The organism is Cedecea sp. VD22 (assembly GCF_037150195.1).
In the GTDB taxonomy this organism is placed as follows: domain Bacteria; phylum Pseudomonadota; class Gammaproteobacteria; order Enterobacterales; family Enterobacteriaceae; genus Cedecea.
Genome location: NZ_JBBCPX010000003.1, coordinates 179,061 through 195,400, shown reverse-complemented (window position 1 = coordinate 195,400; position 16,340 = coordinate 179,061). Strand labels below are relative to the sequence as shown.

Annotated in this window: 14 protein-coding genes and 1 tRNA gene; 3 read left to right on the top strand and 12 right to left on the bottom strand. The window is 58.4% G+C overall.

Translation table 11 applies throughout. From position 1 onward, the window contains the following. Positions 1-154: 154 nt before the first annotated feature. From WFK85_RS09235 to WFK85_RS09225, 3 genes are all read right to left on the bottom strand, one after another. Positions 155-249: transfer RNA gene (locus tag WFK85_RS09235), tRNA-Sec, on the bottom strand. Between the two features lie 128 nt (positions 250-377). Next, positions 378-1,292 (bottom strand): alpha/beta hydrolase, encoded by a 915-nt coding sequence (locus tag WFK85_RS09230; protein WP_336706587.1) that lies wholly within the window; start codon positions 1,290-1,292, stop codon positions 378-380. An 83-nt stretch (positions 1,293-1,375) separates the two neighbouring features. Next, positions 1,376-1,711, bottom strand: a complete 336-nt coding sequence (locus tag WFK85_RS09225; protein WP_008458728.1) for a nuclear transport factor 2 family protein — start codon at positions 1,709-1,711, stop codon at positions 1,376-1,378. Positions 1,712-1,914: 203 nt separating this feature from the next. Here WFK85_RS09225 and WFK85_RS09220 point away from each other — a divergent pair, with 203 nt between their 5' ends. Then, positions 1,915-2,136, top strand: a complete 222-nt coding sequence (locus WFK85_RS09220) for a YgdI/YgdR family lipoprotein (RefSeq protein WP_008458725.1) — start codon at positions 1,915-1,917, stop codon at positions 2,134-2,136. A 51-nt stretch (positions 2,137-2,187) separates the two neighbouring features. On the opposite strand, the gene fdhE is transcribed toward WFK85_RS09220, so the two are convergent. Genes fdhE through fdnG form a run of 4 tightly spaced genes read right to left on the bottom strand, consistent with a single transcriptional unit; the run spans position 2,188 to position 7,711 of the window. Continuing rightward, positions 2,188-3,117 (bottom strand): formate dehydrogenase accessory protein FdhE, encoded by a 930-nt coding sequence (gene fdhE, locus WFK85_RS09215; RefSeq protein ID WP_336706585.1) that lies wholly within the window; start codon positions 3,115-3,117, stop codon positions 2,188-2,190. Continuing rightward, on the bottom strand, positions 3,114-3,749 hold the full coding sequence (fdoI, locus tag WFK85_RS09210; protein ID WP_008458721.1) for a formate dehydrogenase cytochrome b556 subunit: 636 nt from the start codon (positions 3,747-3,749) through the stop codon (positions 3,114-3,116). Before fdoI ends, fdhE begins: the two co-directional genes overlap by 4 nt. Beyond that, on the bottom strand, positions 3,746-4,648 hold the full coding sequence (gene fdxH, locus WFK85_RS09205; RefSeq protein WP_008458719.1) for a formate dehydrogenase subunit beta: 903 nt from the start codon (positions 4,646-4,648) through the stop codon (positions 3,746-3,748). Before fdxH ends, fdoI begins: the two co-directional genes overlap by 4 nt. A gap of 12 nt (positions 4,649-4,660) precedes the next feature. Continuing rightward, entirely contained in the window at positions 4,661-7,711 is a 3,051-nt protein-coding gene (gene fdnG / locus WFK85_RS09200; RefSeq protein WP_336706584.1) for a formate dehydrogenase-N subunit alpha, read from the bottom strand. A gap of 212 nt (positions 7,712-7,923) precedes the next feature. Between fdnG and fdhD the strand changes: the two genes are divergently transcribed. After that, the gene (gene fdhD / locus WFK85_RS09195; RefSeq protein ID WP_442892214.1) at positions 7,924-8,715 is read left to right on the top strand and encodes a formate dehydrogenase accessory sulfurtransferase FdhD; all 792 of its coding nucleotides are present in this window, start codon (positions 7,924-7,926) and stop codon (positions 8,713-8,715) included. A 210-nt stretch (positions 8,716-8,925) separates the two neighbouring features. Here the strand turns inward: fdhD and exaC are convergent, their stop codons facing one another. From exaC to WFK85_RS09170, 5 genes are all read right to left on the bottom strand, one after another. After that, complete coding sequence (exaC, locus tag WFK85_RS09190; RefSeq protein WP_336706579.1) at positions 8,926-10,464, bottom strand: acetaldehyde dehydrogenase ExaC; 1,539 nt, start codon at positions 10,462-10,464, stop codon at positions 8,926-8,928. Positions 10,465-10,599: 135 nt separating this feature from the next. Further along, entirely contained in the window at positions 10,600-12,435 is a 1,836-nt protein-coding gene (selB, locus tag WFK85_RS09185; RefSeq protein ID WP_336706577.1) for a selenocysteine-specific translation elongation factor, read from the bottom strand. Further along, positions 12,432-13,820 carry an L-seryl-tRNA(Sec) selenium transferase gene (gene selA, locus WFK85_RS09180; RefSeq protein WP_336706574.1) on the bottom strand — a complete coding sequence of 463 codons (1,389 nt, stop codon included), beginning with the start codon at positions 13,818-13,820 and terminating at the stop codon, positions 12,432-12,434. The genes selB and selA overlap by 4 nt, the downstream gene beginning before the upstream one ends. A gap of 69 nt (positions 13,821-13,889) precedes the next feature. Then, the gene (locus tag WFK85_RS09175; RefSeq protein WP_166994769.1) at positions 13,890-14,498 is read right to left on the bottom strand and encodes a glutathione S-transferase; all 609 of its coding nucleotides are present in this window, start codon (positions 14,496-14,498) and stop codon (positions 13,890-13,892) included. A 65-nt stretch (positions 14,499-14,563) separates the two neighbouring features. Beyond that, a complete protein-coding gene (locus tag WFK85_RS09170) occupies positions 14,564-15,454 on the bottom strand; it encodes a LysR substrate-binding domain-containing protein (protein ID WP_166994768.1) in 891 nt (296 codons plus the stop codon). A gap of 100 nt (positions 15,455-15,554) precedes the next feature. Between WFK85_RS09170 and WFK85_RS09165 the strand changes: the two genes are divergently transcribed. Continuing rightward, positions 15,555-16,151: an NAD(P)H oxidoreductase gene (locus WFK85_RS09165; protein ID WP_166994766.1), complete on the top strand. Its 597-nt coding sequence runs from the start codon at positions 15,555-15,557 to the stop codon at positions 16,149-16,151. The last annotated feature ends 189 nt before the right edge of the window (positions 16,152-16,340 follow it).

Genomic DNA, 16,340 nt, shown 5'->3' with positions numbered 1-16,340 from the left:
ATTTGTATCGCGCTGAAAGCTAATAAGGATTATTACGAATTTTTGGAATGTTGCATGAAGTAGATGGCACGCTAAAACATTAATGTGCTTTGGTGGAAATATTTTAATATTCTCAACCAATTATTTTATTTAGATGTTTTTGATATTTTAAACTTGGCGGAAAGTCACAGGAGTCGAACCTGCCCGGCGCCGCTGGCGGCACCAACTGGAGTTGAAGTCCAGCCGCCTCACCGGAGACGACGACCTTCCGCGCCTGCATTGCTACATGGAGGCGGGCGCAGTATACCGGGTTTCATGCTGCTGCCCAATGGGTCAGTAAGAATATATCCTGCGCCTAAAGTGAAATTATTTGCTAAATCAGTCTAACGACCTGGGAATCACTCCGTTGACGCGGTTCGCCAGGCTATGTCTCTCATGGCCTCTCTCGCTGTCTGGCTAATGCCGCCCAGCTGAAAGAAACCGTGGATCACGCCCAGATAGCGCTGGCAGCTTGCCGTAACACCTTGTTCTATAAGCTGGGAATAAAGTAATTCGCCCTCATCGCGCAGGGGATCGTATTCGGCGGTGAGGATATGCACTGGTGGCAGCCCGGCAAAATCTTCGCGCCACAGCGGGCTGGCTTCCGGATGCATCACATCCGTTCCAGGGAAATAAGCTTCAAAGCCACTGAGCAGCGTGTCGCGGGTGATAATGTAGTCTTCGCCGTTCTGCTGGTAGCTTGGCTGCTGAGCGCTGGCGTCGAGCATCGGATAAATCAGCATCAGGCTAGCCGGGAGCCATTCCTTGGCGGCTTTCAGACGCAGGGCGGTTACCAGGGCGATATGCCCGCCCGCGCTGTCTCCGGCAAGCGTGATACGCTCACTATCGACGCCTAAATTCATGGCGTGGTGCCTGATTAATATGGCAGCACGTTCGGCATCATCATGGGCGGCAGGGTAAGTGTGTTCTGGGGCCAGGCGATACTGCACGGCAATGACCCGGCATCCGCCGTGAAAAGCTAACTGGCGGAGCTGATTATCGTGAGTGGCAAACCCGCCGCTGACAAAGCAGCCGCCGTGATAATAAATCACCGTCGGCAGTGTTCCACTGGCGTCGAGTGGGGAAACGACCCGTAACGGCATTCCCTCCAGTGAAATATCTTCCACCTGGACTCTGGTTTCCGTTTCACCGGCCAGCACGGTACTGGCGATATAGCCTGCCCGCCGTTCGGCAAAACTTTGCTGGCGGGAAGAGGGGCGACCGGCGGCAATAAAGTCATTCACCAGTCGGGCAATAGCGGGTTCGAGGGCCATAATACGTCCTTTTACTGGATAAATATCCATATCCTATGCCGACAAACTGGCCAGGTAAACCCATCATTTATGGCGGGCAGGGTTCAGCCAAAAAAGAACCATGCCGTTTTTATCAGCCCATTTTCCACTTCGAAAACGGCCATGCTTTCAATCGGTTCATCGCTCAGGCCGTGGATCTTCTCGTGGTCGAACACCTTGTTGCCCATTGCGGTGCGGGAAATGATTTCTGCTCGCAGGGCCGGGTTATTGAAACGGTGATCTTTGTAGAAAGCATACAGGGCATCGCGTCCTGCCAGAGAAGGCGTTACGGCTGGCGGGCGATAGGCGGTGAAATCTTCGCTAAAGCAGGCTGTAAAGGCGTCGAGGTCGTGGGCATTGTACGCCTCGAACTGGCGTATGACGGGGTCTGTGACTGACATAAAAGTATCCTGATAAGAGAAACTGGCGGGCTGCCAAAATATGGTTGTGTGCCGGGACAGCGTCTCTTGCCCGATGGAAAATGTCTAATGAAAGGAATGGTGCCGTGGTTAAGTCCTGTCTCCCTTAGCAATACTCGGTAACAACCGGTTGCATTTCATCCCGTTACAATCCAGCGTCTAAAAACAACAAAGGGTTAGCAAACATGAAAAAACTGTTCGGGATGATGTTGGTTGGCGCGGTGGCGTTCTCGGTTGTGGCCTGCTCCAGCAGCTACGTAATGGCGACCAAAAATGGGGAAATGATCGTCACCAAAGGTAAACCAGAGGTGGATAAGCAAACCGGACTGACGCGCTACTATGACGCGCAGGGCGTGGAGCATCAGATCCAAAACGATCAAATCACCCAGCTGATTAAGCGCGGCTGATCGTTAGAAAAGAAAACTACCGGCCAGCGCAAGCTGGCCGGTAGGGCAGTTTTATTCCCCTTCGCCAGGGAATAAGAACGGGTTGATGCTGCTGCGGGCGAAGCCTTCCTGCTCCATGCGGGCGTCAAGCACCAGCGAGGCCAGGTCGTCGGCGACGGCTTCCACTTTAGGGTCCTTTTCCTGATAGAGAATTTTCAGGTAGGTGCCGCAGTCGCCGCAGCTTTCGGCTTTGATCGCCGCCTGTTCGCTGTCCAGCGACCAGTAGTTTAAGTCGCGGGTCTGCTCGCAGTTGCTGCACTTCACGCGCACCACGTGCCATTCGGTTTCGCATAGATTGCAATGCAAATAACGCAGGCCGTTAGTGGTGCCGATGTGCACCATGCTGGAAACCGGAATCGAGCCGCAAACCGGGCAGAACTGGCGCTGTTCGCCATATTCGGCTTTGGCTTTGCCGGGGATAAGCGTCGCCATTTGCGCCCAGTAGAGCGACAGCGCGGCCCAGATAAACGGCGCCTTGTCGCTGCTGACGAGCGAAAAGTCGGCGTTGAACAGCGAGGTGGCCATCTCTTCCAGCTCCTGCGAAGACGCCTTTTCAAGATTTTCAATCACCGCTAACGCCGGACCGTCCATCTCAGGCTTCAGCTCGGCAATCAGCGACTGCAGCAGGCGCTGCCAGTGCGGGTCGCGCGGCAGGACGTGAATATCCAGCGGCGGCTTGCCGGTTTTAGCTGCTTCGGCAATCAGGGCGGTTAAATCCATCTCCAGGGGGTGGTCGTACAGCACCACTTCCTGCGCGTGGGCAATCAGCGCGGCAAAGCGCAGATAGTCGCCCAGCGGGTTGCTGGCAGCCAGCTCGCGCAGGCGTTCAGCACGGCGGTTGTAGAGATTTTTGAGCCTGGGGAATAATAACGGCGGAATCACTTCCGCCGTGCGTTTCTCGCTCTTCTCCAGCTGATCTTGCGGGATTATGCGAATACTCATTCAGATGACTTTTCCTGTTTCCGGCGGACTTCGCGATACCATTTCGGGTGATGTTTCTTCGCCCACGTCGTGGTAACCCAGCCCTCCACCATCGCGGTGATGGTGCCTTTTACCCAAAGGGCGGCGTAAATATGCACCATGATAACCACAATTAACGCTACCGCGGCAAATGAATGCAGCATTAACGCAAATCGAATAACCGGAATTGGGAAGGCTGGCGCAAAGTAAGGACGCCAGATAATCACGCCGCTCGCCAGCAACAGCACCAGGAAAATAATCGCCGCCCAGAACACGCATTTCTGGCCGAAGTTATAGCGCCCGGTGTCTCCCACTTCTTCGTTGACGACGATCTTACGAATATTCTTCGCCCAAAAGATATCATCCCGATTGATTAGGTTGTGGTGCCAGTAACGGAAAAACATGATGATGAAGGAGGCGAACATCACCACCCCAACGAACGGGTGGAGGATGCGCGCCAGCTGCGGCGTGCCGAGAATGCCCATCAGCCAGTTGAAGGACGGGAAGAAAAAGCCCAGTCCGCTCACCGCCGCCAGCACGAAGCAGAAGGCGGTGATCCAGTGGTTGATGCGCTCCGGCGCGCTATAGCGCTGAATGGTCGGTTGCTTTTTCATTTACGCACCTCGTCGTCGTCATGGTGCAGATTATCGTCCTCTTCATCGGCACGGTTCGGGCCGACCCCAACGTAGTGGAAGACGCTGGCGGCGAAGGTTGCCGCAAAGCCGATGGCGGCCAGCGGTTTCCAGACGCCTTTCCAGAACTTCACGGTTGGGCTGATGGATGGGTTCTCCGGCAGGCCGTGATACAGCGTCGGCTTGTCCGCATGGTGCAGCACGTACATCACGTGCGTCCCGCCAACGCCTGCCGGATCGTACAAACCTGCGTTGTCATAACCACGGGTTTTCAGTTCCGCCACGCGCTCGCCGGCGAGGGTCTTCATATCCTCTTTCGAGCCGAAATGAATCGCCCCGGTCGGACAGGTTTTCACGCATGCAGGCTCCTGGCCCACGGTGACGCGGTCTACGCACAGGGTGCATTTGTAGACGCGGTTGTCCTCCGGGTTCAGGCGCGGCACGTCGAACGGGCAGCCCGCAATGCAATAGCCGCAGCCGATGCACTGTTCGGACTGGAAGTCGACGATGCCGTTGGCATACTGAATAATCGCCCCTTCCGACGGGCACGCCTTCAGGCAGCCCGGATCCGCGCAGTGCATACAGCCGTCTTTGCGGATCAGCCATTCCAGTTTGTCGTTCTGCTCCACTTCTGAGAAGCGCATCACCGTCCAGGATTTGGCGGTCAGGTCCGCCGGGTTGTCGTACACCCCGACGTTGTGCCCCACTTCATCACGGATGTCGTTCCACTCCGAGCACGCCACCTGGCAGGCCTTACAGCCGATGCAGGTGGTGACGTCGATAAGCTTGGCGACCTCTTGCTGGTGATCCCGCGCCTGAGGCGCGGGCGTGAAGCCGTTAGTGGCGGAACGACGGATAATGTCCTGAGATTGATAAGCCATAATTCGTCTCCGTTACACCTTTTCCACGTTGACCAGGAACGCCTTGAACTCTGGCGTTTGCGTGTTGGCATCCCCGACAAACGGCGTCAGGGTGTTGGCGATAAAGCCTTTCTTCGCCACGCCCTCGTAACCCCAGTGAATCGGGATCCCGATGGTATCTACCTTCTGACCATGAACGTCCAGCGTGCGGATACGCTTGGTCACCACCGCTTTGGCCTTGATGTAGCCGCGGTTGGAGGAGACCTTCACCGTGTCGCCGTGGGCGATGCCGAGCTTGTTGGCCAGCTTCTCGCCAATCTCGACAAACTGCTCCGGCTGCGCGATGGCGTTGAGCAGCGCGTGCTTGGTCCAGTAGTGGAAGTGCTCCGTCAGACGATAGGTGGTGCCGACATACGGGAACTTGTCGTGCGTGCCCATCGCCTCCAGGTCATCTTTAAACACGCGTGCCGCCGGGTTGGAGACCACGTTCGGGTGCAGCGGGTTGGTACCCAGCGGCGTTTCAAACGGCTCGTAGTGTTCCGGGAACGGCCCTTCTGCCATCTTGTCGAGGGCAAACAGGCGACCCAGCCCTTCCGGCTGCATGATAAACGGCCCGACGCCGCTGTCCGGCGCGGCGGTGCTGTAGTCCGGCACGTCGATGCCGCCCCATTTCGCGCCATCCCAGGAGATCAGGCGGCGTTTTTCATCCCACGGTTTACCCGACGGATCGGCGGAAGCACGGTTATACAGAATGCGGCGGTTAAGCGGCCACGCCCATGCCCAGCCGAGCGTGTTGCCCAGGCCTGACGGGTCGGCGTTGTCGCGGCGGGCCATCTGGTTGCCGTCCGGTGTCCAGCTCCCGGCGAAGATCCAGCAGCCGCTGGACGTTGTCCCGTCGTCGCGCAGCTGAGCAAAGGAGCTGAGCTGCTGCCCTTTTTTCACCAGCACCGCGCCGGTGGCCGGGTCAATCAGGTCTGCCAGCGCCTTGCCGTTGCTTTCCATAGCCACTTCTTCCGGCGCCGGGTTATCCGGGGTCAGGTACTGCCAGGTCATGTTCAGCACCTGCTCAGGCACTTTGCCGCCGTCGCGCTCGTACATGTGGCGCAGGCGGGTGAAGATGCCGGAGAGGATTTCGCCGTCGTTCAGCGCTTCCCCTGGCGCATCTGCCCCCTTCCAGTGCCACTGCAGCCAGCGCCCGGAGTTGACGATGGAGCCGTTCTCTTCCGCGAAGCAGGTGGATGGCAGGCGGAACACCTCGGTCTGGATTTGCGACGGATCAACGTCGTTCATCTCGCCGTGGTTCTGCCAGAAGTTGGAGGTTTCAGTGTTCAGCGGGTCAATGGTGACCAGGAACTTCAGCTTCGAAAGCGAGGCCACGACCTTGTTCTTGTTAGGGAACGAGGCCACCGGGTTAAAGCCCTGGCACAGATAGCCGTTGACCTTGCCCTGGCTCATCATCTCGAAGTACTGCAGCACGTCGTAGCCTTTGTCCCACTTCGGCAACCAGTCGTAGCCCCAGCTGTTTTCTTTCGTCGCTTTGTCGCCAAAGAAGGCTTTCATCATCGAGACGAAGAATTTCGGGTAGTTGCCCCAGTAGTTCACCTGGCCTTTCAGCAGCGGTTTCGGCGTGTTGGCCGCCAGATAGCTGTCGATATCCACCTGTTTTTCGCTGGGCAGGTTCATGTAACCCGGCAGGCTGGTGGAAAGCAGGCCGAGGTCGGTCAGACCCTGAATATTGGAGTGACCACGCAGGGCGTTAACGCCGCCGCCCGCCATCCCCATGTTGCCGAGCAGCAGCTGGATCATCGCCATGGTGCGGATGTTCTGCGCGCCGATGGAGTGCTGTGTCCAGCCCAGGGCGTACAGGAACGATGCGGTTTTGTCCGCCACGCTGGTTTCGGCGATGTACTCGCACACCTTCAGGAAGTCTTCCTTTGGCGTACCGCAGATGCTGGTGACCACATCCGGCGTGTAGCGGGAAATATGCTCTTTCAGCAGGTTCCACACGCAGCGCGGGTGCTGAAGCGTCAGATCGCGTTTGGCGAAGCCTTCTTCATCCAGCTCGTAGTTCCAGGTGGTTTTGTCATACTTGCGGTTTGCCGCGTCGTAGCCGGTGAACAGGCCGTCGTCGAAGCCGAAGTCCTCACGCACAATCAGGTTGGCGTTGGTGTAAGACTCGACGTACTCGCGGTTGAATTTGTTGTTGTTTATCAGGTACAGCAGGACGCCCGACAGGAATGCAATGTCGGTCCCGGAACGGATAGGCGTGTAGAAATCCGCCACCGAAGCGGTTCGCGTAAAGCGAGGATCGATCACAATCAGCTTCGCGCCGTTGTGAATTTTGGCTTCCATCGCCCAGCGGAATCCCACCGGATGCGCTTCTGCCGCGTTCCCACCCATTACCACGATGAGGTTGGCGTTTTTGATATCAACCCAGTGGTTGGTCATCGCACCGCGACCAAATGTTGGAGCAAGACTTGCTACCGTTGGTCCGTGTCAGACACGCGCCTGGTTATCCACGGCAAGCATGCCGAGGGCGCGGGAAAATTTCTGGGTTAAATAGCCGGTTTCGTTGCTGGACGCGGAGGCGCAAAGCATCCCCGTGGAGAGCCAGCGGTTGACCGTGGTGCCCTGGTCGTTCTTTTCGATGAAGTTGGCGTCGCGGTCTTCTTTCATCAGCTTCGCGATGCGGTTAAAGGCATCGTCCCAGCTGATTGGCTGCCATTTATCGGAGCCTGGCGCGCGGTAAGAAGGCGTTTTCAGGCGGCTTTCGGAGTGGATGAAGTCCACCAGACCGGCCCCTTTCGGGCACAGCGCGCCGCGGTTTACCGGGTGGTCCGGGTCACCTTCGATATGGAAAATTGAGGCTTTTGCGTTTTTTGCGCCGTCGCCGAGGCTATACATCAATAGCCCACAGCCCACGGAGCAGTATGTGCAGGTGTTACGGGTTTCACGGGTGCGCAGCAGCTTGTACTGCCGGGTTTCCGCTAGCGCAGCGCCGGGGGCAAAACCCAGTGCTGCTGCCGTGGTGCCTGCCATACCGCCAGCGCAGATCTTAAAGAACTGCCTTCTGCTGACCTGCATGGATCGCTCCTTACATTTCGACATTTCACATTGCTTAGGATTTATTTTGCGGGGTAACCCGCAAAGGTTCACAATTAGAACCAGTATAGATTTTGATGGCTTTCTTCCCTTCATCCGGAAGGGGTATTAAGTAGAATACCACAATGGTCCTGAGGGTGTTCTCGAATGGTTAAAACTAAGTGAACAAATTTCGCTACTCTGAAAAAGAAACCGTGGGGCAGATCGCAGGTGCCAGCACCGTTGATCTTTGGCACCGGGGCAATCTCTCCGTGGCAGAAACCGACTGGCTGGCGGAGGAAGTGCCCGTGGCGCTGGTTTACAACGGCATTTCACACGTTGTGATGATGGCATCGCCTAAAGACCTCGAAGCGTTTGCCCTCGGGTTTTCGCTGTCCGAAGGCATCATTGAAAGCCCTGCGGAGATTTATGGGATGGATGTGTCGCCGTCCTGCAACGGTATTGAAGTGCAAATTGAGCTGTCCAGCCGCCGCTTTATGGGGCTGAAAGAGCGCCGGCGAGCGCTGGCCGGGCGAACCGGCTGCGGCGTTTGCGGCGTCGAGCAGTTAAACGACATTGGCCGCCCGGTTCCGCCGCTGCCGTTTACCCAGACTTTTGCCCTGGAAAACCTGGATGCGGCGCTGAAAAAAATGCGTGACTACCAGCCCGTCGGCGAGCTGACCGGCTGTACCCATGCGGCACTTTGGCTAGATCTAGAGGGCCACATCCTCGACGGAAGGGAAGATATTGGCCGCCACGTAGCGCTGGATAAAATGCTCGGCGTTCGCAGCCGTAACCCGTGGCACAACGGCGCTGCGCTGGTGTCGAGCCGGGCTAGCTATGAAATGGTGCAGAAGGCCGCGATGTGCGGCATTGAAATCCTGTTCGCGGTGTCTGCGGCGACCTCATTAGCGGTTGAAGTTGCGCAGCGGACAAATCTCACGCTGGTGGGCTTTAACCGGCCTGGGCGGGCAACGGTTTATACGCATCCTGAGCGGCTGCGCTAGGTTTTCCCCTCACCCCGGCCCTCTCCCCAAAGGGGAGAGGGAGGAAAGAAGTGAAAGGTGGAGCAATCCTCTCTCCATAGGAGCGAGGGAGGAAAGAAGTGGAAGGTGAAGCAATCCTCTCCCCAGGCGAGCCAGGAGAAAATATCTAACAGGCAACGCTAACTCGTCCCCTCTCCCTGCCAGGGAGAGGGTTAGGGTGAGGGTCAATCCTCAGAACAGGCCCAGCGGCTTATCGGAATAGCTCACCAGCAGGCACTTCGTCTGCTGATAATGCTCCAGCATCATCTTATGGGTTTCGCGCCCAATCCCGGACTGTTTGTAGCCCCCGAACGCCGCGTGCGCCGGGTAGGCGTGATAACAGTTGGTCCACACGCGCCCGGCCTGAATGCCGCGCCCCATTTTATACGCCAGGCTGCCGTTGCGGCTCCACACGCCCGCGCCCAGGCCGTATTCGGTGTCGTTCGCCAGTTCCAGCGCCTCTTCCACGGTTTTAAACGTAGTGACGGCAAGCACCGGCCCGAAAATTTCTTCCTGGAACACACGCATGTTGTTTTTACCGAACAAGATGGTGGGCTCAAGGTAGTAGCCCGCCTGCAGGTCGCCCGTCAGCGCTTTTCTGCGCCCGCCAGTAAGTACATCCGCACCTTCTTTCTTGCCGATGTCGATGTAGTTGAGGATGGTTTCCATCTGCCCCTGAGACACCTGCGCGCCCATCTGGGTGCGGCTGTCCAGCGGGTTGCCTGAGCGAATGGCTTCTACGCGGCGGATCGCGCGTTCAATGAAACGTTCGTAGATGGACTCCTGCACCAGCGCTCGGCTCGGGCAGGTGCAGACCTCGCCCTGGTTGAAGGCGAACAGCGCAAAGCCTTCCAGCGCCTTGTCGAAGAAGGCGTCTTCCTCTTCCATTACGTCGGCGAAGAAGATGTTCGGGGATTTGCCGCCCAGCTCCAGCGTGACCGGGATAATGTTCTGGGTGGCGTACTGCATGATCTGCTGGCCGACTTCGGTGGAGCCGGTAAACGCCACTTTAGCGATGCGTTTGGATGTCGCCAGGTATTCACCAATTTCGCCGCCCGCGCCGTTGACCACGTTAACCATGCCCGGCGGCAGCAGGTCGCCAACCAGCTCCATTAGCAGCAGCACGGAGAGCGGGGTCAGTCGCGCAGGCTTCAGTACGATGCAGTTGCCCGCCGCCAGCGCCGGGGCCATTTTCCAGCTCGCCATCAGCAGTGGGAAGTTCCACGGGATAATCTGCGCCACCACGCCCAGCGGTTCGTGGAAGTGATAGGCGACGGTGTCTTTATCCACCTCGCTGATGCCGCCTTCCTGGGCTCGAATACAGGAGGCGAAATAGCGGAAATGGTCAATAGCCAGCGGCACGTCGGCGGCGCTGGTTTCGCGAATCGGTTTGCCGTTGTCCCAGGTTTCCGCCGTCGCCAGCAGCTCAATGTTTTGCTCCATGCGGTCGGCAATTTTTAGCAGGATAGTCGCGCGCTCCTGCACGGACATCTGTCCCCAGCCCTTTTTAGCCGCGTGGGCAGCATCCAGCGCCAGGTCGATGTCGGCCTTGCCGGAGCTGGCGATTTCGCACAGCGGCTGGCCGGTTACCGGGGTGAGGTTTGCATAGTACTGGCCGCCAACCGGGGCAACCCACTGGCCGCCGATGTAGTTGTCGTAACGGGGTTTAAGTTTGAGCGGGAAACCATACTCGCCGGGAATAATACGGGTATCGGGAGGATTATTTGTCATGGCCGTCTCCTTGTGATGGTTCACTCACAAGGGTAGTTCGGGCTGTCTGTTTCTTCGCCATTTCGCGTCGGCTTTACGACATGCTTCACGGATTCCCTGGGGAAGAGGGCAGACCTCTTCCCGCAGAATGGAATATTACGCCGGTAAAAATAGCGCCTTATCGCGCAGCAGATGGTCGTTGCCGCGCCGCCGGGTGAAGCCAATTTTGTCGAAATACTCCAGAATCTGAATCGCCAGTTTGCGGCCCACGCCCAACCTGTCGCGGAAGTCGGCGGCGTTGGTCGCGCCGTGGGTTTGATCCAGCTCGCGGATCAGATCGGCAAACGCCTGCAGGCGATCGTTCCGGTAATAACGATCTTTCAGAATCGCGGTGACCAGCCCTTGCTGAGCGGCGGATCTTAGCAGCTGGCGCATGACCTGCTCTTCTTCACCGGTTTCTTTGGCCAGGTCACGGACCCACCACGGCTCGTCGCCGAACAGGGCGTCGACTTTATCCCACACGGCCTGCTGTGCTGAGGAAAACCCAGGTTCATGTCCCGGCAGATGCAGCCAGCCCTGGCGGCTCATTATTAGGCCTTCACCGCGCATTTTTTCGATGAGCGACAGTACCAGACCTTCATCCTCTGCGGGCAACGCCATGCGGCGCAGGCGTTCTCTCCCCGGCCCCGGCTGATCGTCGTGTTGCTGGTGGTAGCGAGCCAGCGCGTCGAGCAGTTTTTGCTGCCAGGCAGCGGCCACGTCCGGGCTTAACAGCGCGTTGCCCGCCTGCAAGTATCCCGGCTTCGTAAGTAAGGCCTGAAGCCCTTGCGTTGTTAACTGACGCGCCCAGCTAAATTCGTTGAGCAAAACGGCGCCTCGCGCCAGGTGAGATCCCAGCGCTTGCTGGTCATCGGTGGTTTCTGCCAGCTCACCCAGCCAGCTCAGGAAGGCAGGCTGGCGTTTACCACGGCGTGGCGCATGAAGCAGCACGGCACGGGCTCCGGCGAGCGTGATGCGCGCGCTGATATCGCGCAGCACCAGGCGGTCGTTATCCGCCAGCCACAGCGGGACATCCAGCACCAGCTCGGCCAAATTACCTTCGAGCAGCGAAACTCGCCCGGTCACGTGGCGGGCAGAATGGTGAATATGCAGCGGCTGCCATTGCTGGAGCGGCTGCAGCGTTTGCAGCTCGACGATGACGCGCTCAACCGGCTGCAGAGGTTTGTCGCTCAGCAGCCAGTCGCCCCGGCTTATGTCGGTTTTTTCCGCGTCACCGCTGATGTTCAGCGCAATACGCTGCCCGGCCATCGCGCGGGTTGCCGGCTGGTTTTGAGCGTGGAGGCCGCGCACGCGCATCGGTTTTTCTGCGCCCGTCAGCCAGAGTGAATCGCCGATATTGACTTCGCCGCTCAGCGCCGTGCCGGTCACAACCAGCCCTGCGCCCCTGACCGTAAAGGCGCGGTCGATGGCGAGGCGGAAGCGATGTGCCGTGGCATGAGGGCGTTCGCCCAGCCCTTTGAGATGCTGCTGTAGCGCCTCGACGCCTTCCCCGCTGGTGGCGGCGGTCACAAAGATTGCGGCCTGGGTATCACCCAGTAATGCAGTAACTTCATCGCGGACTTCCGCAATGCGGCTGTCGCTCACGCGGTCGGCTTTAGTCAGCGCGACTGTGATCTGCGGGTTGCCGGTCAGCTGTAAAATCGCCAGATGTTCGCGGGTTTGCGCCATCACGCCATCATCGCAGGCGATGACCAGCAGGGCATGATCGATGCCGCCGACGCCAGCCAGCATGTTGGCCAGAAACTTTTCATGCCCGGGCACGTCGATAAAGCCGATAACCCGGCCATCCGGCTGCGGCCAGTAGGCGTAGCCGAGGTCGATGGTCATGCCGCGTTTTTTCTCTTCCGGCAGGCGGTCTGCGTTCACGCCGGTCAGCGCCTGAAGCAGGGTGGTTTTGCCGTGGTCGACGTGCCCGGCGGTGGCGATAATCACTGGGCGAGTCCCTCCAGCAGCAGCGCTTCGTTTTCGAGGCAGCGTAAATCCAGCCACAGGCGGCCCTCGGCCACGCGGCCAATCACCGGCCTTTCCAGCTCGCGCAGAGTTTGCGTCAGCGAGGCGATCGTTGTGCCACGTCCGTCTTTTGGCGTGAAGGTCAGAGCGGCACCAGGCAGGCGATCAACGGGTAAAGAGCCGCTGCCGATTTGCGACAGGCACGCTTCAACGCGCACGTCGAACTGCTCGCCAAAGCGCTCTTCAAATGCGGGCAGCAGGCGGCTGGCCTGCCGGTGGATATCTTCGGCGCTGCGGGTCAGCAGGCGCAGGGTTGGCAGGCGTTCAACCAGCGTTTCCGGGTGCTGGTACAGCCGCAGTGTGGCTTCCAGCGCCGCCAGCGTCATTTTGTCGGCCCGCAGCGCACGCTTCAGGGGGTGGCTCTGAATACGCTCGATCAGCGCCTTTTTGCCGACGATAATCCCGGCCTGCGGGCCACCGAGCAGTTTATCGCCGGAGAAGCTCACCAGGCTCACGCCATCGGCGATCAGCTGCTGCGGCATCGGCTCTGGCGGCAGGCCCCACTGGCTTAAATCCACCAGCGAGCCGCTGCCCAGATCGGTGACGACTGGCAGGTCGAGTTCGTTGCCCAGCGTAACCAGCTCGGCCTCGCTAACGACTTTGGTGAAGCCTTCAATGTGGTAATTGCTGGTGTGGACCTTCATCAGCAGCGAGGTATTTTCCCCCGCTGCCGCGCGGTAATCTTTCAGGTGCGTGCGGTTGGTGGTGCCGACTTCAACCAGCCCGCAGCCCGCCTGACGCATGACGTCGGGGATGCGAAACGCGCCGCCAATCTCCACCAGTTCGCCGCGAGAAACTACCACTTCACCGCCGTCTGCGCAGGCCGCCAGCATCAACAGAACCGCCGCCGCATTGTTATTGACGATGCAGGCGTCTTCCGCCCCGGTCAGCTCACAAAGCAGGTCGGCGATGGCGCGATCCCGGTGGCCGCGCCCGGCATCGTCCAGTGAATATTCCAGCGTGACGGCGGAGCGCATGGATTCCGTCACTGCCGCGATAGCTTCTTCAGCCTGTAATGCCCGGCCAAGATTGGTGTGCAGCACGGTACCGGTCAGGTTGAACACGGGCTGGAGAGCGCTGCGCTGGCTGGCCTCGAGCACGCTACGCGTTTTCTTCGCCCAGTCCTCGCTCCAGTCCGGCAGCTTGCTTGCCGAGCGGATGTGCTCGCGCGCTTCGTTTTGCAGCGTTCTCAGCGTGGCAACCACGCGGGTATGGCCGAACTCGGCAAGCAGGGCGCTAAAGGCGGCATCGCGCAGCAGGCGGTCGGTCGCCGGAAGATGGCTAAAAAGTGTTTGAGCTGTCGTCATGGCAAGGACTGAATTAAGAAATTTGTGGGCGATATTACAGGGGACAGCGTCCCCTGTCCTGGCCGCAGATCATGCCGCGGGCGGTTCGGTACGGGCAAAACTCTCGCGCTGGAACAGCTGTTCTACCAGCTTGACCAGGTGAGGGCGGTTCACGCACCAGCCCGGTGAAACGCGGCGGAAATTAAGATAGCCCACTGCGCAGGCCGCGGAAATACTGGCCAGATCGAGCGGCTCGGCGGCCAGGGTGCCGTCGGCGGCGTATTCTTCCAGCAGGTCGAGGGCGCGGCCAATCTTCTCGCGCTGACGCACCAGGACTTCTTCAGACTGCTGTTCCGCCGGGCGCAGTTTCTCACGCACCGACGTTAACGCCGCGTCCAGAATGCCGTCGGAAAGCGCCTCAAGCTGGCGCACTTTCAGCGCCGCTTTTGGGTCGTGCGGAATGAGCTCTGGCGCAATGTTTAGCAGCTCAAGGTATTGGGCGATGATCGGCGAATCAAACCAGCGCTCGCCTTCATCGGTGATAAGCGTAGGGACTTTGCCTAGCGGGTTGTACTGCGGAGCCGGGCTGTCGCCAACCCACGGGTTGACGTTAATAAATTCAAAACTGAGGCCTTTTTCAAGCAGGATGACCGAGATCTTTCGCACGTAGGGGCTGGTGTAATTACCGATCAGTTTCATGACATTATCCGTTTTTGCCAACTTGAGGTAAGTATGAAACAGATACCCAACATTGGTGAAAAAGTCTACGCCTGCTGCGCTTTTATGTAATCAACGAAGGCACGCAGCGCGCTGGGCATGTATTGCCGATTTGGGTAATAGAACTGGAACGGCGGCAGCGCAGGCAGCCAGTCTTCGAGCATTGAAACCAACCTGCCGCTTGCCAGGTGTTCTTCTACCTGCTGCTGATAGAGATAGCCGATGCCTGCGCCGCACAGCACCGCTGCCAGCTCAGAGTCGAGATCGTCCACGATGATGTTGCCGCACGGCGTCACTTCCAGCTTGCCCTCCGGCCCGTAAAACTCCCAGCAATAGGGGCGGCCGCTGTGAAAACGAAAGATGACGCTGCAGTGATTAACCAGCTCGCGAGGGTGCATTGGCGCAGGGTTTTGCGCCAGGTATTCCGGCGTGGCGACGACGCAAATCCTCGCTTTTGGGCCGATGGGAACGGCAATCATGTCTTTTTCCACCGTGGTGCTCAGCCGTATCCCGGCGTCGTACTCCTGCTTCACGATGTCCACCAGCCTGTCGTCGGTGGTCACTTCGACTTTGATGTCGGGATAGCGGGCGGTAAACCCGGCGACCAGCGGCATCAGCACAAGGCGTGATGCCAGCCGCGAACTGTTGATTTTGAGGGTACCCATCGGCGTGTCCCGAAACGAGTTCACCTCATCGAGAATAGTATGAATCTCGTCGCAGGCCGGGCGCAGGCGCTCGTAGAGGTTGTTGCCAGCCTCGGTCAGCGAGACGCTGCGGGTGGTGCGGTTGAACAGCCGAATTTTCAGGCGCTGCTCGAGCTGTTTGATGCCGTGGCTGATCGCCGAAGGAGACAGCCCCAGCTCGTCCCCGGCGGCGCGAAAGCTTTTGTGCCGCGCCACGGCGATAAAGGTCGCAAAGTCGGTAAAATTCAGCGCCATTAGTGAAAATCCTTCATTAACCTATCTCAAATACTACGTTTTACAGAATTATCCAGCGGTCGTAAAGTGAACGTACATCCCCACTGGCTGAGATAACTCCATGAAATCAGAGAATATGTATATTGTTTGGGCGCACCCGCGCAGTGAGTCGCTAACCGCGCAGGTGGTGCAGGAAATTCAGGGCGAGGCGGCCGAACGCGGCATTAACGTCTCCTCCCTGGATCTGTACCGCAGCGGCTTTAACCCGGCGCTGGGCATGGAAGATGAGCCGGACTGGAACAACCCGCAGAAACAGTATTCCCCGGAAGTTCATCGCTTGTTTGGCGAGTTAGAAGATAAAGACACCGTGGTGATCGTGTTCCCGGTGTGGTGGTACAGCTTCCCGGCCATGCTCAAAGGCTATCTGGATCGCGTGTGGAACTTCGGCCTGGGCTACGGGCCAGGCAGCACGCTGGGCAATAAGAAAATCCGCTGGGTGGCGCTGGTCGGCGGCTCGCAGGCCGGGTTTGTGAAATATGGCTGGGAAAAAAACATGGCCGATTATATTCACGGCTCAATGGGGTATCTGGGCGTGGAAGATGCAAAAATTGAGTTCCTCTATAACACCATCGGCGTGGAAGAGGGGATTGGCGACAGCGACGCCCATTACCAGCAGCTGTTTGCTCAGGTGCGCGGCATTGTCGCGGACTTAGGGTAACTAACTTTTCATTCCAGCGCGGCATTCAACGTCGCGCTTTCTGCCAGCCGCTTCGCTGTAATTTACTTTCATCCCTTTCTTGCCCGCCGTTTGTTGTCAACGCCCAGATTTTAACTGGATCACATTAGGATTAATCTGCCCCAAAATACTTTGTGAAGTAGATCACAAATGAATAACAAAGACGTCATA